We start from the raw sequence: 26479 nt of genomic DNA, 5'->3' as shown, positions 1-26479 counted from the left end.
CGCTTAAGTGAACTACATTGCAGCATAGGCTGGCCTTTGGTCTTTACAGCTATTTAGGAACTGTTTGTCAGGAAATGAATTCGCTTAGCGGCGACGGCGGAATAAGCCTAGACCTAGCAGCGCAATTAGCGCGCCAAAGCCAAATGAGCCACCATCATCATCGTCTGATGGGTTAGTGCTCGACGGCTCTAACGTAACATCGCGAGAATCACTGAACTTAACGGTGTTGCCTGTAGAGTCTGTCACTTTCTCTTCTAGTACGTACTGGCCTTCTGTTGGAGCTTTGTCGAATTCCACACTGACACTGCGAGCATCAATGTCCGCTTGTGTCAAAGTTGCACTCGCTTCGTAGCCATCAGCATCAGAGGTTGACGACGCCGCTTGAGTTGCTTCCATTAGGCTTACCGTCACGATATCACCAACAACTGCGTTTGGTGGCAGACGAACTTCCACCGCTAGGTTTTCACCTGAGATTGGTAGATCGATGTCTGTATCCGGGAAATCAATCGCGATGATCACTGGATCGTGGTCAGATGCCGAGAACGCATCTTTGTACTTCGGCATATCACCGGTGTACTTGCTGCTGTATTCGAACAAGTTACTTTCTAGTGAGTTGATGTGCCAATCTTCAATCGCCACCACTTTTTGTGCCAAGCTGTTGCTCGCCAACGCGTGGTCTAGGTTACCTAACTCACCAGAGTAGGTGTATGAGAAGGTGTCTGCGCCGTGAAGTACCGTGTTCAGGTTATGGTAACCGTAACCTTTTTCAATTTTGGTCTTCTCTACTTGAAGCTCACCACCACCAATGGTTGTGTAAGCAGCGGTGTAGATATCACGGCCGTATTTCTCTTTCGAGTAATCAGTCAGTGTAAGCAGAGGATCTTCCATGCCGTAGGCGTTTAGGTCACCCATTACTAGAACATCACCTTCAATGCCTTTCAGAGCGTCACCCACAACGTTGGCTGCAGAAACACGGAAGTTGTTACAGTTGCCTTGCAGATCCGCCGGCTCAGAGTCTTCTACACCCGCAATCCATTCTTCAATACATTCAGAGCCTTTCGATTTGAAGTGGTTAACCACAACAGATAGATCTTTACCGGTCTCTTTCACTGTAAAGGTTTGTAGCAGGCTATGACGCTGGTATTTGTCGTAAGCCGGGTTGCCTTCTGCACCGTCATTACGCGTAATGGTGTTTTCTTCGATGTGCTGCTCTGGTGTCACAATCACTTTCGCAACTTCTTTTGGCGTCACTTCGTTTGCACGGTATAGGATCGCCACCATGATCGCATCACTACCAAAGTATTCGTCTTGGTATTTGTCTTGATCCGCGATTTCAACGTAAGTGTAATGATCTTCTGTGTCTTCGATTTCAGCATTCAATGCATCCACCAAGTTCTTCACCGCACTGCTGTCACCAAAGCCGTTGTTTTCGACTTCCATTAAGCCAATGATGTCAGCGTCCATCTTATTCATCGCCGCAACGATTTTCGCTTGTTGGATCAGGAACTCATCGAGGTTTTCTGCCCCACGGTTTTGTCCGGTTGGGTTTTCATGACCGCTGTCAGCCACAGAGTTGAAGTAGTTCAGTACGTTAAAGCTCGCGATACGCAAATCTGAATCCGCAATCGCTGGCGCATCTTTACGAGCCACGTCGAAGCCTTCACCTGAAGTCACGAAGTTGGTGTTATCGACTTCATTGGTCGCAATCAGGCGGTATTCGTTGTAGCTGTAAGCCACCACGCCTTGTAGACCTTCTACTCGCGAACCAAGACGAATGTGCTGTTCAGAAGAGCCATCTTGATCTGCATCTTTCGCAAAGTCAGGGTAGTAAGGAATTTGGCCGTTTGGTGCTTTGCCATCAGATTCTAGGTATACGCGGTTCGCTGCGTTGTCTTTTGCTAGCTCAACAGCTGCATCACTCTCTGCTGCGTGTAATTGAGTCGGCTTAAACAATGGCGCTTCATGAGACAGCATCATATTGTTACGACGAGAGTCGTAGTCGTAAGAGAAGTTACGAGTCACAAACAACTCGCTTGCTGATTTCAGTTCAACTTGCATGCCTTCATGACGCTCTAGCGCATCACGTAGTGTCTCACCTTCTTTGATAACAAGATCGGTAACTCGAGGAATATCCGATGTGCCCGTTTTCACATAACTGTTAGCATCAGAAGCTAGCTGAGTATTGCTGTAATACTCTTGAACTTTACCTTTCACACAAACAACATCGCCTGATTTTAGATTGGTATCCGCGGCATCGGTATGAATGAACAAGCCTTCTGAAGTCTTGTCGTTGTTGTCGCTTTCTAACGCTTGCAGGTAGAAACCTTTGGTTAGGCCAGTGGTAACAGCAGTCACGACACCAGTTACGAAATGATCTTCGTCAGTAATGTATGGATAACCATTAATAAATGGTGACGAATCGCCTTCACCTTGAATATCTTGAATGGTGGTGAAGTTAGGTTGCTGACCGTCTACTTCACAAGCGAATGGTGCTGGTGGCTCCGTCGCATTTAGCTCACCAAGACCGTCAATGTTGTCTTTCTCAAATGCCGTCCACTGAGATGCATCATAAGTAGCAGAAGGGGTTAGTGCATCACTGTTACGAACCAATGTGGTATCTTTACCAAAATCTACGTCACCCATCACACCGATGATGTCATGCACTTCGCCATCTTTAAGCAGTGCGATCGGGTCGTCACCGTTAAAGTTCGCAACGCTTTTATCTGTGATATCCGCGACAGCTTTGATGGCATCGCTCGCGTCACCATGCGCCAGTACATACACTTGGTTAGCTTGTAACGTCACTTGGCTAAGGTCGAGTGTGTTCCCCCAAGTACCGCCACCGTTTGATGATTTCGCTAGCTCGTAACCGGTTAGCGTTACCGCTGCATCGCCCGTGTTCGCGATTTCTACGGCTTTGTTGTATGAGCCACCTTCAACATACTGAGAGATGATAATTTCTGCGTTAGCATTGGCACTAAGCGCGCTGGCAATCGTCAGTGCAAGTAAAGAGGGTTTGATTAACGTATCCATTGTCGTACCTGATATTTATTTAAATGCAAACTAAGCCCTGAGCAGAGCCCACCATTTGTGCCTACTATCAGGTTTATTTATGAAATAAATAAGAAACACCAGCAAAAGCCGTGAAATATATCACACGTGAATACGCAAAATTATGCCAGGGCTGCCCATTTAAACAGTTTTTGTAACAAATACAGTAACTAAGAATATAAATATCAATAATTAGACTTATTACTCGGTTTTATATCACTCAGCATGCTACGTGAATGTATGAGTATTCAATCTGAATTAATTCAATTCTAGCAATACAATTTAAATATTAAGCAATGCTAATTTAGAATGACGAACTTATTATTTCTTTCCTTTACTGCGCCATTAAAAATAACCGTTGAGGTTATTTATGCGCGTTAAGTTCAAAGTTTTATAAACCAAGCATTACTCTCACCATGCAAATCTAGCAAAATCCATAAGTACTCGTTATAACGCTCATGAGAGACAGATAACAAGATCTCCAATAACGACGATTAGGATAAGAAAATGAAACAATTTCAGCAGATTGCGCTAGCCCTTTCGGCTTCAATGTTAATGGCGGGGTGTCAATTGACCTCGAGTGAGCCCATCGAACCAAGTACCTCTGAGCATCTGGTCGAAGTGGCTAAGCAAGAACTCAGTGAGTTCAAAATGTTTGAAGTAAGTGATAATGGCTTAATCACCTATACCGCCCGCTTACCTGGTCCTGGCTACTATTGGCTACCCGCAAGTATTAAGGAATCCAGCTACGAGATATCTTGTATCGAATTAAGTTACTTTGTTGATCGTGGCTTTGTCGTCAAGTCTGCTTTCCTAGGCCCAAGAGGACGCGTGGAGTATTACGATATGGAACGTTGCATGGAAGACACGCCATTCCAGTAACATAGGCATAAAAAAAGCTCCACCAATGGTGGCAATGTAGATCAGATAAGGATCGGTTGACCGATCCTTCTACTGAGAGATAATCGGAAGCCTGTTTCTAGGCTTCCGATTTTTTATGTCTATCCAAAACTGTTTTGCCGATTTCCTCGAAGAAAATCCTGTTGATGTAGCTCAACTCACTACTTTCTCTGAACATATTCCAGATGAGTGGATTGTTAAGGCGGCCAGTCTTTCTGATAAAGCAACTATTCGCCGACGTCGATTACCAAGTGACATGGTCTTGTGGTTAATTGTCGGCATGGCCTTCTTTCGTAATGAACCTATTGCCGAAGTTGCACGAAGAATGAATGTCTGTGCGGATGGCTTAGCTGATGAAGAGTTATTAGCAAAAAGTGCTTTAACCCAGGCAAGACAACGTTTAGGTAGAGCTGCACCAGAGTGGTTGTTTAAACAATGTGGGCGGACGTGGGGTCTTGAACGATACCGTGATGATACGTGGCAAGGATTACAAGTTTTTGCTGTAGACGGTGCTCTTTTTCGAACCGCGGATACACCCGAACTTAGAGAGCACTTTGGCTCGGGTAATACCTCTAGCAACAGACAAACACCGCATCCAGTGCTAAGAGTTGTGACCATAATGAATGTCCGCTCTCATGTCATCGCTGATGCCGCCATAAGCCCCTATCGGCGTGGTGAAATCCCACTTGCTATGCCCTTCATCGACTCTTTGCCAGATAACTCTGTGACGCTACTAGATAAAGGGTTTTATGGTGCGGACTTACTTCTCTCTCTTCAAAATAGCGGTATTAATAGACATTGGTTGATACCAGCAAGGAAGGGGTTGAAATACACTCTTTTAGATGAAGAAGAAAGTAATGACATGGTCATCGAAATGAACGTCTCACCGCAAGCCCGCAAAAAGAATCCTAGTTTACCTGAAAAATGGCAAGTCAGAGCGGTGACCTATGAAGTACAAGGTAAGCAGAAAACTGTTTTTACCTCCCTTCCTAGGACAAACTACGACGCGAAAGCGGTAGCTGAACTTTATCACGAACGTTGGGAAATCGAATTAGGTTATCGTGATATCAAAAGCTCAATGCAACACAATGCCTTAGTATTACGCAGCAGAACAGTAGACCTTGTTTATCAAGAACTCTGGGGGCTGTTGCTTGGTTATAACTTAGTAAGACGTGAAGCGAGCCAGGCAGCAGTTGAGCATGGAAGAATGCCGAATGAAATTAGCTTTAAATACGCTTGTCAGTTTATAGCGAGTCAACTGAAGGTGATGAGTAAAGCGATATCGCCAGGCAATACACCTAAGCGTTTAAAGAGTCTCAGGGGAGATTTATCCATCCTCTTTATAGACAAACGCCCTAAGCCTAATCGGCCTAGGGCGGTAAAAATATCAAAGACCCGATATCCTGTTAATCGCAAAGCAGCTCCGCTTAAGTGAACTACATTGCCACCAATGGTGGAGCTTTTCAATTCTGATGTTTTTGAGCAACTATGGGCGAGCGACAAAACCCACTGCTTCGTATGCTTTCTTCAACGTTTCAGCCGCACGTGCCGATGCTTTCTCCGCGCCTTGCTTCATCACTTCATTCATGTAAGTACGGTCAGCGCGGATGCGGTGGTATTCAGCCTGAATTGGCTCAAGCATAGTCACCAACGCTTCACCAACATCTTTCTTGAATGGACCGTACATTTCAACGCCTTGGTATTTGGCTTCAATCTCTTCAAAGCTCATGCCTGTTGCCGCAGAGTATAGACCCATTAGGTTAGAGATACCTGCCTTGTTATCCCAATCGTGAGCGATACGCGGTGGCGTTTCTGTGTCAGTTTGCGCTTTGTTGATCTTCTTAATGATCGACTTAGGCTCTTCCAGCAACGTGATAACGTTCTTGCGGTTGTCATCGGATTTAGACATCTTCTTCGTTGCGTCTTGAAGGCTCATTACACGCGCGTTTACCGTCGGAATGTAAGGCTCTGGCACTTGGAAGATTGGCTGCTCTGGTGAGTAGATGTTGTTAAAGCGGTTAGCAATATCACGCGCTAGCTCTAGGTGTTGCTTCTGGTCGCTACCTACAGGCACTTGGTGCGCACCGTAAAGCAGGATGTCTGCCGCCATCAGCACTGGGTAGTCAAACAGACCAACGTTTACATCACCAAACTGGCTTGAGCTGTCGTTTGAGTAACGTGCAGATTTGTCTTTAAACTGCGTCATACGACCCAGTTCACCCATTTGGGTGTAACAGTTAAGAAGCCAACCAAGTTGAGCATGCTCTGGTACGTGTGACTGAACAAATAGCGTGCTCTTCTTCGGGTCAACACCAACTGCCAGACAGATCGCCAGTGCGTCTAGCGTCGCTTCATGCAGTGCTTTAGGGTCCTGACGAACCGTAATCGCGTGAAGGTCTACCACACAGTATTGGCAATCATAATCGTCTTGCATCTGCTGCCATTGACGTAGAGCACCCAAGTAGTTACCGATACTTAGTTCACCTGAAGGTTGAACACCACTCAATACAATGGGTTTGCTCATTAGAATGATTCCTTTGACTTCTTAATCTAAATAAATGAAAAAAACCGTGCAACGATAGGTGCACGGTTTACTCAGTGTACTCATTAACGAGTATTTTGGAAGCTCTTTTGTAGCCGTTATGCAGAAACCGCTACTACATCCAATAATTCAGCCAAACTGTCAGCGACGAAATCTGGATTTGATGCAGAGATAGGCTCACCGTGGTTGTAGCCATAAGTCAGACCAAATGAGGCACAGCCTGCATTCTTTGCTGCGAGAATGTCGTTCTTCGAGTCGCCGACCATCAGCATTTCACTCGGTTGGATTTGGTGCTTTTCCATCAACCAGTTCAGTGCAATTGGGTTTGGTTTTTTCTCTGGAAACGCGTCGCCACCTAGCACATCAACAAAGTATTTTGCGATGTCGTGTTTTTCTAAAACATCAGGCACAAACTTCGAAGGCTTGTTGGTCACCAACGCCATAACAAAACCGGCTTTGTGCAACTCTTCCAGCGTCTCTTTTACCGTTGGGTAAAGGTGGCTTAACTTGTGACCACTTTGCTCGTAGTAGTCATCAAACAGCACACGCGCTTTTGCACGAAGCTCTTCGCTCAACTCTGGATTGATGGTCAGGCTTTGACTTAATGAGCGTCCAATCAGCACGTCTGCGCCGTTACCAACATAGTCACGAACTTGTTCTTCTGAAACAGAAGGAAAACCGAGTTCTTGAACAGCTTGATCGGCGGCAACTGCAAGATCGGGCACGCTATCAAGCAAAGTACCGTCTAGGTCAAAGGCAATGAATTTAATGTCTTGTTGAGTCATAACTTCCCTGAAAATTCTATTTATAAATCGGTGAAAACGACAAAGGATGGCACCCCATCCTTTGTTTTTATCATTATGTCTGACTTTGCAGTAACTGTTTGTTTATTAAAACTTGTTTAGCAATTACTTTGCAGCAATACGCTGACGAACAGCTTCAAACAAACAAATGCCAGATGCCACAGATACGTTCAAACTTGAAACGCTACCTGCCATTGGGATCTTAATCAAATCGTCACAGGTTTCGCGAGTTAGACGACGCATACCGTCACCTTCTGCACCCATTACGATAGCAAGAGGGCCAGTCAGTTTCGCTTGGTAGATATCGTGCGTTGCTTCGCCTGCTGTACCAACAAACCAGATGCCTTGCTCTTGCAGTGTACGCATAGTACGAGCCAAGTTGGTCACTCGGATCAATGGCACGACTTCTGCTGCGCCACAAGCAACCTTGCTTACGGTGGCATTCATCGGTGCAGAGCGATCTTTCGGTACGATGATCGCCGCCGCGCCGGCTGCATCAGCATTACGAAGACATGCGCCTAGGTTGTGTGGATCCGTCACACCATCCAATACCAACAACAGCGGTGATTCATGCTGCGCTAGGATGCCATCAATGTCGTTTTCATTAAGCTGTTTCGCAGCTTTAACACGCGCAATGATGCCTTGGTGGTTAGCACCGTGTGCTTTGTCGTCTAGCGTTTTACGAGTCATTTGTTGAATCGAAACACCACAAACCTGAAGGTCATTCAGGATTGGCATTAGACGATCGTCTTGGCGGCCTTTTAGGACGTATGCTTCGATAAAACGCTCTGGTTCGCGTTCTAATACCGCTTTCACTGCGTGAATGCCGTAAATAAATTCGTTACTCATTGTTTAACCTGTTGTTCTGGTCGTCTTGCCCTCGCCAATCTACTCCTTTTCGGACTAGATTGGCGCTTCAGCCTACTCAGCGTCGCTCTTAGTACGCTTAGTCTTTCTCGGCTTACTGTGTGGCTTTTTCTTGCGTGCTTTCTTCGGCTTTTTCGTACCTTCAGCGTCACCGCGTTTCGCGCTACCTTTGCGAGCACTGCCTGCTTCCGCAGGTTCTGGGTGCTTGGTCGGTTCAATCATCGGCTTCGCGCGAGTACCGCCTTTGGTTGCCGCACGCTTTTTCTCTTTTGCTTTGCGTTTGGCATCTGCTGCGCGTTTCTTCGCAGTCTTACCTTTGCCGCGTAGCTTACGGCTTGTTTCGATTAATTCAAAGTCAATTTGCTTGTCATTTAAGTTGACCGCAAGCACTTTCACTTTCACCGCATCGCCTAGGCGATAGATGTTACCGAAGCTTTCACCGATAAGTCTTTGACCAATCGGATCAAATTGGTAGTAGTCGTTCGCTAGCGTTGAAATGTGCACCAAACCATCGATGTGCAGCTCAGTCAGACGAACAAAGAAACCAAAGCTGGTCACGTTGGCAATAACACCATCCAGCTCGTCGCCAACATGGTCTTGCATGTATTCACACTTCAACCAATCAGCCACTTCACGAGTTGCATCGTCTGCACGGCGCTCTGTCATCGAACATTGCTCACCGTAGAAGTCCATGTCGTCAAACGAGTAGTGGTAACCACCCGTTGGGGTCCAACGATCTTGATTGCGACCTTCTTCTTTGGCAATCAGATATTTGATTGCGCGGTGCAGCAGCAGGTCTGGGTAACGACGAATTGGCGACGTGAAGTGCGCGTAACGCTTCAGCGCTAAACCAAAGTGGCCGGCATTGTCCGCGTTGTATACTGCTTGCTTCATTGAGCGCAACAGCATGGTTTGAATCAGCTCTTTGTCCTGACGCTCCGCAATCTGTTTTACCAAGTCTGCATAGTCGGTTGGTGATGGTTCAAGACCGCCCTTCAAATCCAAGCCAAGCTCACTTAGGAAATCACGGAAACCCTGCAAGCGCAGTTCACCCGGAGATTCGTGAACACGGTACAATGCTGGCTCTTTTGCCTTCTCGACATAAGACGCTGAGGCGATGTTCGCTAGGATCATACATTCTTCGATGATCTTATGTGCATCGTTACGAATCACAGGCTCGATGGTTTCAATCTTGCGTTCGGCATTGAAAATGAACTTAGCTTCAACGGTCTCAAATTCAATCGCACCACGGTTGTCACGAGCGTCTTTTAGCACTTTGTACATGCTGTGCAGTTCTTCTAGATGGGGCACTAGGTTGTGGTAGCGAATACGCAGCTCTTCATCACCTTCTAGAATCGCACCCACTTTACTGTACGTCAGACGTGCATGTGAGTTCATCACCGCTTCGTAGTGCTTGTACCCTGACAGCTTACCGGTGTCAGAGATGGTCATTTCACACACCATACACAGACGATCAACTTGTGGGTTAAGTGAACACAAACCGTTTGATAGCACCTCAGGTAGCATTGGCACAACTTGCGATGGGAAGTACACCGAGTTACCACGGTTGATGGCTTCTTTGTCCAGCGCAGAGTCTGTACGTACGTAGTAACTTACGTCAGCAATCGCTACCCATAAACGCCAACCACCGCTCTTTTTCTTCTCACAGTACACCGCATCATCAAAGTCACGAGCGTCTTCACCATCGATGGTCACCAACGGTAACTCACGTAAGTCAACTCGACCCACTTTTGCTTCTTCTGGGACTTCTTCGCCTAGATTTTCAATTTGTTTATCGACAGCCGCTGGCCAATCGTGAGGAATTTGGTGAGTACGAATCGCGATTTGCGTTTCCATACCCGGAGCCATGTTTTCACCCAGCACTTCAACCACTTTACCCATCATGCCACGCGAACGAGAACCACGGTCAGTGATCTCAATCACCACCACGTTACCCATGCGGGCACCTGCTTTGTGCTCATTTGGGATTAGAATATCTTGGCTGATACGCGAGTCATCAGGCACAACGTAAGAGTAACCGTACTCTAGGAAGAAACGACCAACGATCTGCGTGTTACGCTCTTCTAAAACACGTACTAAACGCCCTTCACGGCGGCCGCGCTTGCTGTTATCCGTCGGTTGAACCAAAACGAAATCACCATGAATGATGTGTTTCATTTGGTGATGAGGCAGCACAATGTCATTATCCTTGCCGACACTGCCTTCAGGACGCACCCAACCATGACCATCTTTATGGCCAATTACGTAACCTTTTACCATCTCGAGTTTTTCTGGTAGCGCGTAGCACTGACGACGCGTAAACACGAGCTGGCCATCACGCTCCATCGCGCGCAGTCGACGGCGTAAACCTTCGTATTGATCTTCACCTTTTAGCTTAAGCGCTTCAAACAAATCGTTGCGATTCATTGGGACGCCAGCTTGCTGCAGAAACTCAGTGATGAACTCTCGACTTGGAATTGGGTTTTCGTAATTTTTGGATTCACGATCTGCGAATGGATCGTTTGGAATATTGTCTGACATAGGCGTGCCTATCTAGCAAGGAAGGTATAGAGCTAGTATATCCGAGTCTCTTGATAAGCTACAGAATTGCTTTGAAAAAAGAATGATCTTGAAAGGATGAGAGAGACACGCGTAAAACTAAGGACGTGTAAGCAGGATCAGCAGCTCTGAGTTGTCGCGAAGCAGTTCATCAATAGTGCAACCGTCTAATTCAGCTAAGAAAGCCAATTTCGCTTTTGCTAGCTTCTCTTTTAGACGACATGCTGGCGTAATGTGACAAAACTCGACATCACAATTCACCAAATCTAATGGCTCTAGATCGCGCACCACACCACCGACAGTAATTTCTTTTGCCGGCTTCATCAAACGAATGCCGCCGTTTTTACCACGCACCGTATGTACATAACCTAACTGACCCAGACGGTTGATCACCTTCACCATATGGTTACGTGATACACCAAATAAATCAGTTACTTCGGTAATATTTGTAAGCTCATCTTTGGGCAAAGAAGCCAAGTAAATCAGGGTTCTTAACGCGTAATCGGTAAAGCTAGTTAACTGCATGTTGCTATCCTCTCTAGAAGCAAAAGTGTAATTCTTTTCTTGATCGAAAGATACATTTGAGATACAACTTTAAACATGCATTACAAATACAACTTTAAATAGGAAGCCATTATGCTCAGCAACCAAACCATTGATATCGTGAAAGCAACCGCACCACTTCTTGCAGAAACTGGCCCGAAGTTGACTGCGCACTTTTATGACCGCATGTTCACCCATAATCCTGAGTTGAAAGACATTTTCAACATGAGTAACCAGCGTAATGGTGACCAACGTGAAGCTCTATTTAATGCTATCTGTGCTTATGCAAGCAATATCGACAACCTACCAGCCCTACTTGGTGCAGTAGAAAAAATCGCCCACAAACACACCAGTTTTATGATCACCAAAGATCAGTACCAAATCGTTGGTACGCACTTACTGGCTACCATTGATGAGCTGTTTTCTCCTGGTCAAGAAGTGATTGACGCATGGGCAGAAGCCTACGGCGTGCTAGCAAACGTGTTCATTCAACGTGAAGAACAAATCTACCAAGAAAATGCAGCACTTCAAGGTGGCTGGCGTGGTCTGCGTGAGTTTGAACTGGTTGGTAAACAACTTGAAAGCGAGAACATTTGTAGCTTCGTCTTCAAACCGGTCGATGGTGAAAAGGTTTCTGAGTACAAACCGGGCCAATATCTTGGTATCTACATCAACAGTGATAAGTTCGAAAACCAAGAGATTCGCCAGTACAGCCTATCTTCTGCGGTACAAGAAAACACTTACCGTATCTCGGTAAAACGTGAAGACGGCGGCAAGGTATCGAACTTCCTGCATGACGATCTCAACATCGGCGATAAAGTGCAGCTAGCCGCACCTGCGGGTGACTTCTTTATGGACGTAGAAGCAAGTACACCCGTTGTTTTGGTTTCCGCTGGTGTCGGTCTAACGCCAACACTTTCAATGCTTGAGAGCCTTGCTGAACACAAAGCACCTGTAACTTGGGTACACGCAGCAGAAAACGGCCAACAACACGCATTCAAACATCATGTGAATCAGGTTGTTGGCGCAAAAGAGAATATGAACTCGCTGGTTTGGTACAACCAACCAACGGCAGAAGATAAGTTGGGTGAAGACTTCCATTTTACCGGCTTTGTAAACCTACACGAAATTGAAGCAGCAGTGAAACAAGACAACGTTCAAGTTTACTTCTGCGGCCCTGTTGGTTTTATGCAGCACGTAGCGAAACAACTGCTTGAACTTGGTGTTCCGCAAGAGCAATTCCACTATGAATGCTTCGGTCCACACAAAGTCGTTTAATCGTTAACGATTACGTTTAGGGAAAAACAACAAAGCCCACATGATGTGGGCTTTGTTGTTTTTATTGGCAGAGTGTTATGAAGCTACTGGTGTTTTAAGAGTACATCTACCAGAAAGTATCGCGACGCTTGGCTCGCGCAATGATGTTTTGCGGCATACGTTGCTCTAAACCATTTCTTAGCACCGCAATACGCTTATGTTTTCTCTGATCTGCCGTGACTGAGTTGTATAACCAACGGTAAGCATCTTCGTAATCCAGTGGGCTACCGTAATCACGTAACAATAACTCAGCAAGATGAATACGCGCATTAAGGTTCCCCATTGCCGCCGCTTCTCGCAGGTATGGGATTGCACGCTCTTTATCTTGTTGAACTAAGGTACCACGAGAGTAGTAGCGCCCAAGCTGCTCTAATGCCGCAGGTAAGCCTTGGTGTGCAGCGTTTTCCATATAGTAGAGACCAAGTTCAACATCTTGCTCTACACAAACGCCCCACGCCAGCATGTCGCCGTAGAGAAACTCATACGACGGTAAATTAATTCGTGTGGCACGTGCAACAATATCTTCCACCAACTGGCAGTTATCCGCACGCACGCGTTCTAAATGCTTATTTTGTTCAATAAGCTTAATTAACTCTGCTTCGGTATAGATGGGAACTGGTGCCCCCACATCGGCAACATCTGCCTTGACCGACGTTGCACTCAGCATCAATAACAGTGAAGCAGCCACTGTTCGTAACTTCATAAATGTACTCTTTAAGGATTCTGAGAAATCAAAGATCGGCGAAGGATCTCCTCTGCTTGATAACCTTATCGGCAAACGTCAGTTAAGCTTTAGACAATTTTTGCCTCTTGTTTAAGCTTAACGGCAACAATTTGCCATATCGAGTTTATTTTTCCGTCAGTGCAGCCAAGTTACAGATACAAAAAAGCCGACTCGAAAGTCGGCTTTTATAATCTCTAACGAGTATCGATTAAGATTCGAATGGGTGAACCTTGATGATAGTTTCGTTACGATCTGGACCTGTTGAAACGATGTCTACAGGCACGCCAGTTAGCTCTTCAATACGCTTGATGTAGTCTAGAGCTGCTTGTGGTAGCGCGTCGATTGACTTAGCACCAAATGTGTTCTCAGACCAACCAGGCATTGTTTCGTAGATTGGTGTCGCTTGCTCAAATGACTCAGCTGCCATTGGAGAAACTTCTAGGATAGAGCCATCTTTCATCTTGTAACCAGTACAGATTTTTAGCTCTTCTAGGCCATCTAGAACGTCTAGTTTAGTTAGACAGAAGCCAGAGATAGAGTTGATTTGGATTGCGCGACGCATCGCAACAGCATCGAACCAACCAGTACGGCGTAGACGACCAGTTGTTGCACCGAACTCATGACCAACTTCACCTAGATGCTTACCAACAGGATCTTGCTTGTCTAGACCGTCGTATAGCTCAGTCGGGAATGGACCAGAGCCAACACGAGTACAGTAAGCTTTAGTGATACCAAGGATGTAACCGATATGACGAGGACCGAAACCAGAACCTGCAGCAACACCACCAGCAGTCGTGTTAGAAGAAGTTACGTAAGGGTAAGTACCGTGGTCGATATCTAGTAGTGTACCTTGCGCACCTTCGAACATGATCTTGTCGCCGCGCTTACGTGCTGCGTCTAGTTCGTCAGTTACGTCGATAACCATTGAAGTTAGTAGCTCAGCGTAGCCTTTAGCTTGCTCAAGTACTTCTTCATAGCTTACTGGTTCAGCTTTGTAGAAATGCTCTAGTTGGAAGTTATGGAATTCCATTACTTCTTTTAGTTTCTCAGCGAACGCTTCCATATCGAATAGGTCGCCAACGCGTAGACCGCGACGAGCAACTTTATCTTCATATGCTGGACCGATACCACGACCTGTTGTACCAATAGCTTTTTTACCGCGAGCGATTTCGCGAGCTTGGTCCATTGCAACGTGGTAAGGAAGAATTAGAGGACATGCTTCAGAAATGAAAAGACGCTCGCGTACTGGAATGCCGCGCTCTTCAAGAGGTTTCATTTCTTTAATTAGAGCTTCAGGCGATAGCACTACACCGTTACCGATAACGCATTTTACGTTATCGCGAAGGATACCTGATGGAATTAAGTGAAGAACGGTTTTTTCACCGTCAATTACAAGTGTATGACCTGCATTGTGACCGCCTTGGTAGCGTACCACGTATTTTGCATCTTCAGTTAAAAGGTCTACAATTTTACCTTTACCTTCGTCACCCCATTGGGTGCCTAGAACGACTACGTTATTTCCCATCTTTCCAAGTCTGATTGCTAGTTAAAAATGGATTCTAGCACCGAATCCCCCTTCTTGCAGTCATTTTTGTTCACAGAGTTGATACTAGAATGCAAACATCACCGATGTTGTTCATTTCGAAATCACTACATCACTGATAATATTTACCTTTCTTAAATCCACAAGGAATCGCAATGTCTGAGTCTATTTGGCTGGCTATCGGGCTGGTTTTGATTGTAGAAGGAATTGGACCACTGATTGCCCCAAACGGTTGGCGTAACATGGTGGCTCAGTTGAGTGACCAACCAGATAACCAGTTGCGTCGGATTGGTGGTTGTCTGGTCGTCGCCGGAGCGGTCATCGCGATAATGATGAGTTAAGCCGCCAGCGCTTATTTTCCAGCAGATATAAAAAAGGCTCCATATAGGAGCCTTTTGTCGTTTAGCAATTCGCTTATTCAGCTTTTGCGCCTTTCGCGTTATTCATGTACTGGAAGAACTCACTCTTCGGATCAAGTACAAGAATGTCATTCTTAGAGCTGAACGATTTCTCGTAAGCTTTTAGAGAACGAAGGAAGCTGAAGAACTCAGGATCTTTGTTGTAAGCATTCGCATAGATCTTCGCAGCTTCTGCATCCGCCTCACCTCGTGTTACACGAGCTGTTTTGTCTGCTTCTGCAAGAATTGTTGCCACTTCAAGCTCAGCTTGTGCACGGATAACTTCGGCTTTCTCACGACCTTGAGAACGGTGCTTACGAGCTACCGACTCACGTTCTGCACGCATACGACGGTAGATTGATTCACTGATCTCGTCTGGTAGGTTGATCTTCTTCATACGGAAGTCAACGATGCGAACACCCAAATCTTTCATTGCGCTGTCGCGTGTGTCTTTCAACACTTCAGACATGATTAGGTCACGTTCACCATCGATTTCCAATGCTTCACGAGCTGCTTCAGTACTTACTTCCTCGCTGGTTGCGTCTTCTGGAAGTACGTCGTTGTTACGTGGACCAGATACGATTTGCTTGATTTCACGAGCACCGATTTCTGCACGTAGTACGTCCGTTACCTTACGCTCAAGAAGCGCCTCAGCAGTCAGCGTATTGCCGCCACCTGTTGCTAGGTAGTAACGACCGAAATCTTCGATACGCCACTTCACGTAGGTATCAATGATTACGTCTTTTTTCTCAGACGTTACGAAACGGTCAGCACGGCCATCCATTGTTTGGATACGCGCATCTAGTGTTTTCACGCGGTCAAACAAAGGCATTTTGAAGTGCAGGCCCGGCTCGTAAATACGAGTGATGTCGTTGTTGTCTTTCAAGACACGACCAAATCGAACCACAATACCGCGGTCACCTTCAGGAATCACGAACAGAGACATCAGCATTAATGCCAGAGCGATTACCAGTACAGGGATCATTAACTTACGCATTCTTAGTATCTCCCTTGACGTGTACCCGTTGAACGAGACTGCGTGTTCGAAGTGTCTTCTTGAGTACGCTCAGATTCAAGTTGAATGTGGTCGTATGTTGAAGTCGATTTCGATTTACGTTTAGAGTCTGATTGACCATCTTGGCCTGCCAATTTATCAATTGGAAGGTAAAGAAGGTTGCCGCTGGATTCAGAGTCGATCAGCACTTTCGATGTGCTTGAGTAAACTTCTTCCATTGCGTCAATGTACAGACGATCTCGAGTTACGCCAGGAGCCGCTAGGTATTCAGGCAGTAGTTTTTCAAACTGAGCCACTTGACCAAGCGCTTCGTTCGTCACACGCTCGTTGTAACCTTGTGCTTCTTTCTTCAAACGCTCTGCTCGACCTGTTGCCTTCGGCAAGATTTCGTTTTTGTAAGCTTCTGCTTCACGGATGAAACGCTCTTCATCCTCACGTGCCGCAATTGCATCATCGAACGCATCTTTCACTTGCTCTGGTGGACGTGCAGACTGGAAGTTCACATCTACAATCACGATGCCCATATCGTAGCTATCGATGATTTGATTCAGTGTTTCTTGCGTTGTTTGACGGATTTGCTGACGACCACTGGTTAGGATGCTATCCATCAGTGAGTCACCAATTACTGCACGCAGAGCTGAGTCGGTTGCTTGACGCAAACTGTCATCAGCATTCGTTACGCGGTATAGATATTTGTATGGGTCAGCAACACGGTATTGAACGTCCATCGCTACTGTTACTACGTTTTCATCTTTAGTCAGCATTAGACCTGATGCACGTAGTGAACGAATCGCTTGTACGTTAACCGCTTCGTATTCATCAATGAAACGAGGACGCCAGTTCAGACCTGGGTCTACGATACGGTCGTATTTACCTAAACGCAGTACGACACCGCGCTCTGCTTCACCGATGGTGTAAAAGCCAGCGAAGAACCATACTGCAATCGCGATAACTGCAATGACACCAAAGCCAATCGCACTACCACCACCGCCGATAGGTGAACCACCGCCGCCGCCTTTTTTACCAAACTTGCCACCCAGCTTTTGACTCAGTTTGCTGAACACTTCATCTAAATCTGGCGGACCTTGATCTCGGCCACCAGGACGCTGGCCACCACGATTATTATTACCCCAAGGGTCATTATCGCGGCCATTGTTGCCGTTGTTATTTCCAGGCTCATTCCACGCCATTAGAAAGCTCCATCATTTGATATGACGTTATACTGTAGCAGTCCTTTAAGTGACTATAAAGTCGACTAAAACTGCCCCTTCTCTTTTTTCAAGTCTAGACCAATCTACCTGTTGCATTCGAATATCGATCAACAAGTTACCTTCCTGGTCATATTCCTCACGTTGAATACACTTCATTTGGAAGAATGTACTACGGAATCGTCCTTGATACTGTGGAGGAATTCGCAACTGATGCTCAACCATTTGCGACGCCAAACGTTCTGTCAGCGCATCAAATAGGAGATCAATGCCCAATCCATCCATCGCAGAAACCCAGACCGCTCGAGGCACGCCTTCCTCATCACGTTCAATACGAGGATTTTGCTCTTCTAGATTGTCAATCTTGTTCATTACTACGAGCGTCGGCACTTCATGTGCGTCGATCTCTTCTAATACTTCATGAACAGCTTGAATATTCTCACGAAAACGCTCGTCACTGGCATCAACAACATGTAACAAAATGTCAGCTTCTTGCGTTTCCTGCAAGGTTGCTTTGAAGGCAGCAACCAAATCATGTGGTAAATGTCGGATAAATCCAACGGTATCTGCAAGAATTGCAGGCCCCACATCGTCTAACTCTATCTTACGTAAAGTTGGGTCAAGAGTAGCAAATAATTGATCTGCCGCGTAAACGCCAGCTTCTGTAATGCGGTTGAAGAGTGTCGACTTACCCGCGTTGGTGTAACCCACAAGAGAAATCGTTGGGATTTCTGCTCGATTTCGGGCGCGGCGCCCTTGTTCACGCTGCTTCGCAACCTTTTCGAGACGGCGAAGGATAGCTTTAATTCTGTCACGCAATAATCGACGGTCAGTCTCTAACTGAGTTTCCCCCGGCCCACGTAGACCGATGCCGCCTTTCTGCCTTTCAAGGTGCGTCCAACCACGAATCAAACGAGTAGAAATATGACGAAGTTGGGCTAGCTCTACTTGCAGCTTACCTTCGTGTGTTCGTGCTCGTTGAGCAAAGATATCGAGGATGAGACCAGTGCGGTCGAGGACTCGACATTTGCACAGTGCTTCGAGGTTACGTTCTTGGGCAGGAGAGAGGGAGTGATTAAAAATCACAATTTCAGCACCAGTTAATTGTACCGCAGTAGCAATTTCTTGTGCCTTACCCTCTCCGACATAGTATTTCGGGTGTGGGGATTGACGACTGCCAGTTACAACTTGCAGTGCCTCTACCCCAGCGGAAGAAACCAGCATTTCAAACTCAGCCAGATCTTCCCATTCACCTTCTTGCGTGAAGTTGATATGAACAAGTACGGCTCGCTCACCGGATTCATAACGGTCAAACAAGCAATCAACTCCTTATTTTAGCAATACTAAATGAAGAATTAATCTTCAGATTTCTCTTGCGGACGATCACCTTGAGGACGATCACCACTGTGGTGGCTCACTGGACGAGCCGGAACAACGGTAGAGATTGCGTGCTTGTACACCATTTGATTTACAGTGTTTTTCAGCAGGATCACGAATTGATCGAAAGATTCGATCTGACCTTGTAGTTTAATACCGTTCACAAGGTAGATAGATACCGGGATACGCTCACGACGTAGCGCATTTAGGAATGGGTCTTGTAGAGATTGCCCCTTAGCCATTTTATTTTCCTTATTTAATTTGTAGTTGTAATTATTTAGCTAGTGGTGCAATGCAAAAGGTACTGCTTTTTGCATCTGAGCTAAACGAATCAAAATGCACCCTAAGTAATTAGCAGCATAGTATAAAAACCGCCAATAACAGATCCTTTGAGAGTGCGATCACGCAAAAACGATCACATTATACACAGCTATCTCAATCAGATGCTATTGCTTCTGACATGGTTTCGAGTGCTTGTTCAATGTTGTCGCTATCCAACCAAGTTAAATCATTCCAGCTGCGTAACCAGGTGATTTGACGCTTGGCCAATTGACGAGTTGCACATACGCCACGAAATACAGCTTCATCACGAGTGCACTCCCCGTCTAAATACTCCCACATCTGTCTGTAACCAACACAACGTATTGATGGAAGATCAGGGTGAAGATCGTCACGCGCATACAACGCTTTCATTTCTTCTTCAAAACCTGCTTCCATCATCTTCTCGAAGCGCAGCTCAATTCGACGGTGAAGTTCTGCCCTGTCCATGGGAGCTATTGCAAACTGTTTGACTCGATAAGGTAAGCTATCACCTTTAGTTTGAGTCAACTCAGTAAGAGTTTTACCTGAAATGCGGAAAACTTCCAACGCCCTCGATAAACGCTGAGGATCGTTTGGATGGATTCTCGCAGCTGATACAGGATCAATCTCTTTCAGCTCATCGTGCAACACTGACCAACCTTTAGTCAATGCTTCTTGCTCAATTTGCTGACGAATTTCAGGATTTGCAGCAGGAAGAGGTGATAGGCCTTCAAGTAATGCTTTGTAATACAGCATTGTACCGCCGACTAAGAGCGGAATTTTCCCTTCTGCAACAATGTCATCCATTGCTTGTAGGGCATCACGACGAAAGTCTGCCGCTGAGTAAGATTCACTAGGATCTAAGATATCAATAAGACGATGCGGTGCTAGGCTCAGTTCGCGTTCATCAGGTTTAGCCGTACCAATATTCATGTCCTTGTAGATCAATGCGGAATCGACGCTAATGATCTCAACCGGATATTTTTGGCGTAGGCGAATGGCGAGCTCTGTTTTACCTGATGCAGTTGGTCCCATCAAAAAGAGGGCCAAAGGTAGTTTGTCTGTCATGGCTTTAATTTGGCAATCGAGGCAGAGAAATCAACAGCAGACACAAAATGGGTGTCTTCCAATGGCAATTGACCATGTCTTAGCTGTTCAAGTTCCGCAATAATTTGAATGGCTTCAGAGAGAGTATAGTGGCTCTTAACCGTTGTGACTTGCAACGCAAGCCAATCAATCAGCTCAGATAACAGCGACGCCGTTGCCATCTCTCCCGTCAAGCGAGTTTGCGCGTAAGATAACAGATCTGGTATCAGATTTTGTAAGTTTTGTTGGCGCAACGGGGCCGGTACTCCCATGACCATCAACGCTTTATCATTTCGTAATTTTAGCTGGATACCAAGCTGAGCAAAATCTTGCTGATAATCTTGTGCTAATTGAACCAAGCTCGATTCCAACTTGATCGATAATGGTACCAGTAACGGTTGAGCTTTTAACGCTCCGTCACTTGGTGTGAGCTGACCTTTGGTCCGATAAAACTCCGCTCTTGGCAACGCGACCAAAGCTGCGCCACTGTCGCTGCTCATCAACACATACTGTTCGTCCACCACGGCTAAAGCTTTGCTAAGTGCCGTAACGGGAGAGAGTTCTGTCTCTGTTGATACGCTTACCGCCTCTCCTATCGTTTCAGTTTGAGGCTCAAAGTCTGGCGTTTGAAGCAATTCATGATAAGCACGCACTTCTTGTTTACTTGGCGCAGGCTCTGCATGACGTTGCTCTCTGTTAGAACTTGGTTTAGGCGCAGGTTTTGATTCAACCCAATCTGTTCGTCTGAAAGAATCCGCCGGACGTGCTTCTCGCACAGAAGAATCACTTGGTGCCCTATCGCGAGGTTTCGTTTCATAGTCTGAACGCCCCGGATAAGCTGGAGTGTTATCAATCGCTTGATAGACATGCTCTGGCACAGGAGAATTCACAGGCTCTGGTGCGCTGACTGGTTCTTGATTTTCCGTGCTTGCCTCAAAAGATTCAGCAGGGTCGACATGGTGGAACGCGGATTCGTTGACGTGAGGTTTATCAATCACCGAGCTTTGCGCAAGCGCATCTGCCAAAGCTTGATAGATAAAGTCATGCACTAAGCGGGCTTGATGGAAACGCACTTCATGCTTGGCTGGATGCACGTTAACATCCACTTGGTGCGGGTCCAGTTCAATAAACAACACATACGCAGCAAACTGATCTGGCTTAAGGCTGGTTTCATAGCTTTGGCGAATCGCATGATTGATCAACTTGTCACGCATCATTCGTCCATTCACATAACAGTACTGCAAATCGCTTTGCTGTCTTGCTCCCTCCGGCGTCGTGATCCAGCCGTGAAGCTTCAACCCTTGATGCTCCAGTTCAATACGCAGCATATTACGCACAAAGGCGTTACCACATACCGCCGCAATACGCTTTTCAGTTTGCTGTTGGTTCTTTGCCGCGCGGTATTGACGGATCATTTTGCCGTTGTGCCGTACGTTGATGGTAACGTCAAAGCGGCTCAGTGCGATACGCTTCAAAAGCTCATCAATGTGTGCGAATTCCGTCTTTTCAGTTCTAAGGAATTTGCGACGTGCCGGCGTATTGAAAAATAGGTCTAATACTTCAACCGAGGTGCCTATCGGATGTGCAGTCGGTTGGAGCTTAACTTGCATATCTCGACCTTCAGAGTAAGCACTCCACGCTTGTTCTTGTGCTGCTGGGCGAGAAGTCATGGTAAGGCGCGAGACCGAGCTGATACTCGCTAACGCCTCACCACGGAAACCCAGACTCATGATGGCTTCAAGATCGTCCAATGTGTGGATCTTAGAGGTGGCATGACGACTGAGCGCCAGACCTAACTCATCTTTAACAATCCCTTTGCCGTTATCGCGCACGCGAATTAGCTTGGCGCCACCTTTTTCGATATCGATATCGATTCGAGTCGCGCCAGAGTCGAGACTGTTTTCTACCAGTTCTTTCACGACAGAAGCGGGTCTTTCAACCACTTCTCCTGCCGCGATTTGGTTTGCCAACCGAGCTGGCAAAATCTTAATGGTCATGATGAGTTATAAGCTCACTTATTTGTTTGGAATGATCAGTACCTGTCCTACGGCAAGCTCGTCAGAACGCAGGTTGTTTGCTTTACGAATGCTTGAGACGCTAACGCCATACTTCGATGCAATCTTACCTAGGTATTCACCACGAGCAACTTTGTGCTTGCGGATTGGCTTGTCTTTCACTGCGACAGTGATCTTCAGCTTCTGACCGACCCAAACCGTGTCTGATTTCAGATTATTTTCACGACGAATATCGGCAATCTTCACTTTGTAATGACTGGCGATCTTACCGAGGAACTCACCTGATTTAACCGTGTGTGTGATTGTCTCAGTTTCCACCGTATTAGGTTTATTTGGAATCGAGATAGAAACCGCACCAGAGCCCGGAATCTTCAACTTCTGACCGACCGCCAAACCACTAGATTTAAGCTTATTCGCACTCATGATGGCTTTGGTCGACGTTCCGTATTTTTGCGCAATCACAGATAAAGACTCACCTCGTTTTACCGTGTGAACAGCAGACTTCGATGAAGAAGAGAACACCGTACCTTCTGGTGGATTATCTTTTAAGTACTGAACAACGGCTTTAGTGATCGCACGCGCTAACTTGTCTTGGTGAGCACGTTGGAACAATAACTTCTCTTCCGTTGGGTTCGAGATAAAGCCGGTTTCAACCAGTACTGAAGGGATCTGTGGAGAGCGTAAAACCGCAAGACTGGTATTGATTGGTTTTGAGTTATGCAAACGAGCGACTTTGCCCATTTCCCCCAAAATACTCGTCGCCAACTTGTAACCTTCTTTCTGAGAATGGCTGAACTGAAGGTCTAACAAGGTCTGGTTAACATTGCGGTCATTGGTGTTACTGACAAACGCAGTACCAGATCCACCTAGGATCTCAGACTGTTTCTCGTGGTTTTCAACCCAACGAGAAATTTCTGTGTTTGCTCGGCGTGTATTCAAAACGAAGACAGAGCCACCGCGTGGTTTTGGTGAAGTAAAGGCATCCGCGTGAATTGAGATCAACAGATGAGCATCATTTTCACGTGCAATCGCAACACGACGGTTCAAGTTAACGAAGTAATCTCCGGTACGCGTCATGCGAGTTTTGATACCCGGAACGGCATTGAGTTGCGCCGACAGTTTACGAGAAATACTCAGTACCGCGTCTTTTTCGTATTTACGACGAGATGGGCCAATAGAGCCAGGATCTTCACCGCCATGACCAGGGTCGATCACAATCAAAATTTCTTGAGCGCGCTGTACCGTGCTCATGTCTTTGTTGGTCGTTGTTGGCTTATTTAGCTTAGCCGCTGGTGTCGCTGTCTTTTTGCCATGTGGCAGGTCAATGACGAGACGATGACCATATTGACCACCCGGCGTCGGGCTGAGCGTAAACAACTCGGCTTTAACACCTTTTTTCAACTCAAACACCAAACGGTAAGTGTTTTTATTAGGTGGAGAGCTTTTGCGCACTCGCTTCAACACTGGACTATCCGTCACAGTGACAGGCAACTTCGCTTGCATTGATGTGTTTTTGAGATCCACAACAAGGCGATCCGGCCCAGATAGAGAGAAATAGGAATAGTCAGCTTCCGCGCTTAAATCGATGACGACACGAGTCTCATCAGGTGAAGGCCATACTCGGAAACTTTTAACAACGTTAGCAAACGCTAAATTGGGGATGATAAGGAGAAGAGTGGCAACTAACGCTGCCACCGCTCTAAATTTTGAAAGACTCAACATAGCTCCAATTGACTGAGTAACTGCACACCATATTCATTATTCGCCGTTAATTCGGCTACACGCTGCTCGCCTTGGTAACGAATGTCCACATCAAGATCTGGCTGTGGCAGCAATCCTTGCCCTTTTTCTGGCCATTCAACTAAGCAAATCGCATCATCAGTGAAATAATCACGAATCCCCATGAACTCAAGTTCTTCAGGATCCGCAAGACGATAAAGGTCAAAGTGATAAACTTGCCACTTATCCAACTGATAAGGTTCAACCAAAGTATAGGTTGGACTTTTTACATTGCCTTGATGACCAAGAGCACGGACAAAACCACGACTAAATGTTGTTTTACCCGCACCCAGATCCCCGTGTAGATAAATAGTGGTTTGTTGAGAACAAAGCTGAGCCAATGCGGTACCAAGTGCTACCGTTTCATGCTCATCTTTAAGATTAAATTGTTTCGTGCTCATTGATGTATCTCTAACTAATGATCGTTGACTATATAAAAATCAAAAGAACAGGAATAGTAAACTGTGTTGGTTTTGAGAGACAAGCTCTCAAATGTCATATATGCGAAAAAAGTAGTCAAAAAGACAAATCCTAATTCCCTGATTCTATTGAATGCATAAACAGATTTGGTCACATCAAAGTCAACAGTCGATGACTTTGTTTCAAAATCTATTTCTCGACTTTATGTCTAGACTTTCTGGTAGCACCAATGAGTAAGATCCGGTAAGATCCGCCCCCCTTTATCTCGGTGATAAAACATGAACTTCGAACAACTCGCTCAACAAATCAAAATTTGGGGTAAAGAGCTCGGCTTTCAGAAAGTCGGTATCTGCGATGTTGATCTTAGTGAACATGAGGCGGCTCTGCAAAAATGGCTTGATGCTGGCTATCACGGTTCAATGGATTGGATGGCCCGTCATGGCATGATGCGCGCAAGACCAGATGAACTTTTGCCGGGAACCGTACGTGTAATAAGCGTACGCATGAACTACCTACCTCCGGAAGCCCACTTCGCCTCCAACTTAGCTAACAAGAATCACGCATACATTAGTCGTTATGCGCTTGGACGCGATTATCACAAGCTAGTAAGAAAGCAACTGAATAAGCTTGGCAAGCTTATCGAACAAGAAGTAGGACAGTATGGCTACCGTCCATTTGTCGATTCTGCTCCTATCTTAGAAAGACCTCTTGCTCAGAAAGCGGGGCTAGGCTGGACAGGCAAACATTCACTTATCTTAGACAAAGACTGTGGATCTTGGTTCTTTCTTGGCGAATTGCTGATTGACCTGCCATTGCCAGTAGATGAACCAAGCGTCGATCAATGTGACAAATGTAAAGCATGCATTACTTCCTGCCCGACTCAAGCAATCGTTGAGGATAAGGTGGTGGATGCGCGTCGCTGTATCTCTTATCTCACCATCGAATTTGATGGCGTGATTCCTGAAGAGTTCCGTAAGCCAATAGGCAACCGCATTTATGGTTGCGATGACTGCCAATTAGTCTGCCCTTGGAATCGATACGCAGAACTAACGGAACAAGAAGACTTTCATCGCCGAGATAGCTTTGAAGAGCCTGATTTACTGACAATGTTTCATTGGGATGAAGCGACCTTCCTTAAACAAATGGAGGGATCGGCGATTCGTCGAATTGGTCATGTTCAATGGCTGCGTAATATTTCTGTCGCACTTGGCAATGCAGAATATAGTCAACAAATCATTGAAGCACTGGAAAACAAACGTGGCGAAAGTGAATTGCTTGATGAACATATCGAATGGGCATTGACGCAACAAATTAATCAGCTTCCGACCAATGAGTCCGACTCGGTAGAAACGAAGAAAAAGCGGTTAATCCGGATTGTCGAAAAAGGCCTACCAAGAGACGCATAAATGCGTAGCTCATATGCAAGAGATTGAAAACATTTTTTGCCCGATCAATTCATGACCTTGTTCTCAATTCTGTAATGTGGAAAAAAATAAGAGTATTGAGAGAAAATAGGTTATAGAAAAAAGTTAAACACAACCTAAAGAAATGATTAGGATCAAAAAAACACAAAGTAATGATCCAAACTTAACGCGCCCGATCCGCAATAAAAGCACCTTTTCCCATATATAACAACAACTTAAGCGTTTAATAAAAAGTTTAGCCGCTGTCAGATTTGGAAAAGATCTTTCTTTACAACCTTTAAACCCCAAGCAGAAAACACTTTATCAACCAACTTATCCACAGAACGATATATGTGGATAACTCTGTTAATTAAAGATGTGAAAACGCCCCAAACACCAGAATATTCATTGGTCAGCCGTCTCGTCTCATGTTTAAAACACAAACGAAATCGTCCGACACCATTCGATGCGGATTAGAGTTTTATTTTTCAGGGATTGATGCTTCTCAGCATTATGAAAAGAGCGATGTGGCTGGCTGTAACCTCTATTGCAAATAGAGTTACATTCATCGATGGTTTGAGTTAGTGACTAAAACTATCGCTTGAAAATTGGTTGCGGGAGCCGGATTT

General features: G+C 45.8%; 21 protein-coding genes. 5 read left to right on the top strand and 16 right to left on the bottom strand.

Annotation, left to right across the window (positions count from 1 at the left end):
• Positions 1-84 precede the first annotated feature (84 nt).
• Positions 85-3033, bottom strand: a complete 2949-nt coding sequence (locus tag BCT11_RS08320) for an ExeM/NucH family extracellular endonuclease (protein WP_102387932.1) — start codon at positions 3031-3033, stop codon at positions 85-87.
• Between the two features lie 525 nt (positions 3034-3558).
• On the opposite strand from BCT11_RS08320, the gene BCT11_RS08315 reads away from it, so the two are divergent.
• Together BCT11_RS08315 and BCT11_RS08310 are read left to right on the top strand one after the other, a co-directional pair.
• On the top strand, positions 3559-3933 hold the full coding sequence (locus BCT11_RS08315; protein WP_038877268.1) for a hypothetical protein: 375 nt from the start codon (positions 3559-3561) through the stop codon (positions 3931-3933).
• 115 nt (positions 3934-4048) lie between these two features.
• Positions 4049-5386, top strand: coding sequence for an IS4 family transposase (locus BCT11_RS08310; protein WP_102387931.1), 1338 nt, complete (start codon positions 4049-4051; stop codon positions 5384-5386).
• Between the two features lie 51 nt (positions 5387-5437).
• On the opposite strand, the gene trpS is transcribed toward BCT11_RS08310, so the two are convergent.
• From trpS to nsrR, 5 genes are all read right to left on the bottom strand, one after another.
• A complete protein-coding gene (trpS, locus tag BCT11_RS08305) occupies positions 5438-6475 on the bottom strand; it encodes a tryptophan--tRNA ligase (protein ID WP_010648934.1) in 1038 nt (345 codons plus the stop codon).
• 116 nt (positions 6476-6591) lie between these two features.
• Positions 6592-7278 (bottom strand): phosphoglycolate phosphatase, encoded by a 687-nt coding sequence (locus tag BCT11_RS08300; RefSeq protein ID WP_038872010.1) that lies wholly within the window; start codon positions 7276-7278, stop codon positions 6592-6594.
• Between the two features lie 123 nt (positions 7279-7401).
• Positions 7402-8145: a 23S rRNA (guanosine(2251)-2'-O)-methyltransferase RlmB gene (rlmB, locus tag BCT11_RS08295; protein WP_010443989.1), complete on the bottom strand. Its 744-nt coding sequence runs from the start codon at positions 8143-8145 to the stop codon at positions 7402-7404.
• Between the two features lie 72 nt (positions 8146-8217).
• Positions 8218-10704 (bottom strand): ribonuclease R, encoded by a 2487-nt coding sequence (gene rnr, locus BCT11_RS08290; RefSeq protein WP_102387930.1) that lies wholly within the window; start codon positions 10702-10704, stop codon positions 8218-8220.
• Between the two features lie 117 nt (positions 10705-10821).
• Positions 10822-11247: a nitric oxide-sensing transcriptional repressor NsrR gene (nsrR, locus tag BCT11_RS08285; RefSeq protein WP_038872016.1), complete on the bottom strand. Its 426-nt coding sequence runs from the start codon at positions 11245-11247 to the stop codon at positions 10822-10824.
• A 111-nt stretch (positions 11248-11358) separates the two neighbouring features.
• Here nsrR and hmpA point away from each other — a divergent pair, with 111 nt between their 5' ends.
• Complete coding sequence (gene hmpA, locus BCT11_RS08280) at positions 11359-12543, top strand: NO-inducible flavohemoprotein (RefSeq protein WP_102387929.1); 1185 nt, start codon at positions 11359-11361, stop codon at positions 12541-12543.
• 106 nt (positions 12544-12649) lie between these two features.
• On the opposite strand, the gene BCT11_RS08275 is transcribed toward hmpA, so the two are convergent.
• Together BCT11_RS08275 and BCT11_RS08265 are read right to left on the bottom strand one after the other, a co-directional pair.
• A complete protein-coding gene (locus tag BCT11_RS08275) occupies positions 12650-13285 on the bottom strand; it encodes a tetratricopeptide repeat protein (RefSeq protein WP_038872022.1) in 636 nt (211 codons plus the stop codon).
• 229 nt (positions 13286-13514) lie between these two features.
• Complete coding sequence (locus BCT11_RS08265) at positions 13515-14831, bottom strand: adenylosuccinate synthase (RefSeq protein WP_038877261.1); 1317 nt, start codon at positions 14829-14831, stop codon at positions 13515-13517.
• A gap of 173 nt (positions 14832-15004) precedes the next feature.
• Here BCT11_RS08265 and BCT11_RS08260 point away from each other — a divergent pair, with 173 nt between their 5' ends.
• Positions 15005-15190, top strand: coding sequence for a DUF2065 domain-containing protein (locus BCT11_RS08260; protein WP_038872028.1), 186 nt, complete (start codon positions 15005-15007; stop codon positions 15188-15190).
• Between the two features lie 73 nt (positions 15191-15263).
• Here the strand turns inward: BCT11_RS08260 and hflC are convergent, their stop codons facing one another.
• The 8 genes from hflC to tsaE all read right to left on the bottom strand — a co-directional run bounded on the left by hflC (position 15264) and on the right by tsaE (position 24428).
• Positions 15264-16244, bottom strand: a complete 981-nt coding sequence (hflC, locus tag BCT11_RS08255) for a protease modulator HflC (RefSeq protein ID WP_038872031.1) — start codon at positions 16242-16244, stop codon at positions 15264-15266.
• 2 nt (positions 16245-16246) lie between these two features.
• Positions 16247-17452, bottom strand: coding sequence for an FtsH protease activity modulator HflK (gene hflK / locus BCT11_RS08250; RefSeq protein WP_038872033.1), 1206 nt, complete (start codon positions 17450-17452; stop codon positions 16247-16249).
• 45 nt (positions 17453-17497) lie between these two features.
• Entirely contained in the window at positions 17498-18787 is a 1290-nt protein-coding gene (hflX, locus tag BCT11_RS08245; protein ID WP_038872035.1) for a ribosome rescue GTPase HflX, read from the bottom strand.
• Positions 18788-18825: 38 nt separating this feature from the next.
• A complete protein-coding gene (gene hfq / locus BCT11_RS08240; RefSeq protein ID WP_005438329.1) occupies positions 18826-19089 on the bottom strand; it encodes an RNA chaperone Hfq in 264 nt (87 codons plus the stop codon).
• Between the two features lie 193 nt (positions 19090-19282).
• The gene (gene miaA, locus BCT11_RS08235; RefSeq protein WP_038872037.1) at positions 19283-20215 is read right to left on the bottom strand and encodes a tRNA (adenosine(37)-N6)-dimethylallyltransferase MiaA; all 933 of its coding nucleotides are present in this window, start codon (positions 20213-20215) and stop codon (positions 19283-19285) included.
• The gene (gene mutL / locus BCT11_RS08230) at positions 20212-22230 is read right to left on the bottom strand and encodes a DNA mismatch repair endonuclease MutL (protein WP_102387928.1); all 2019 of its coding nucleotides are present in this window, start codon (positions 22228-22230) and stop codon (positions 20212-20214) included. The genes miaA and mutL overlap by 4 nt, the downstream gene beginning before the upstream one ends.
• Positions 22231-22248: 18 nt before the next feature.
• Positions 22249-23970, bottom strand: a complete 1722-nt coding sequence (locus BCT11_RS08225; RefSeq protein WP_102387927.1) for a LysM peptidoglycan-binding domain-containing protein — start codon at positions 23968-23970, stop codon at positions 22249-22251.
• Positions 23964-24428 carry a tRNA (adenosine(37)-N6)-threonylcarbamoyltransferase complex ATPase subunit type 1 TsaE gene (gene tsaE, locus BCT11_RS08220; protein ID WP_038872042.1) on the bottom strand — a complete coding sequence of 155 codons (465 nt, stop codon included), beginning with the start codon at positions 24426-24428 and terminating at the stop codon, positions 23964-23966. Before tsaE ends, BCT11_RS08225 begins: the two co-directional genes overlap by 7 nt.
• Before the next feature lie 297 nt (positions 24429-24725).
• Between tsaE and queG the strand changes: the two genes are divergently transcribed.
• Positions 24726-25853 (top strand): tRNA epoxyqueuosine(34) reductase QueG, encoded by a 1128-nt coding sequence (gene queG / locus BCT11_RS08215; protein WP_042602754.1) that lies wholly within the window; start codon positions 24726-24728, stop codon positions 25851-25853.
• Positions 25854-26479: the final 626 nt, after the last annotated feature.

This window comes from Vibrio sp. 10N.222.52.B12 (assembly GCF_002875385.1).
Taxonomy (GTDB): Bacteria; Pseudomonadota; Gammaproteobacteria; order Enterobacterales; family Vibrionaceae; genus Vibrio; species Vibrio jasicida.
This window is presented reverse-complemented; position numbering and strand designations above follow the sequence as displayed.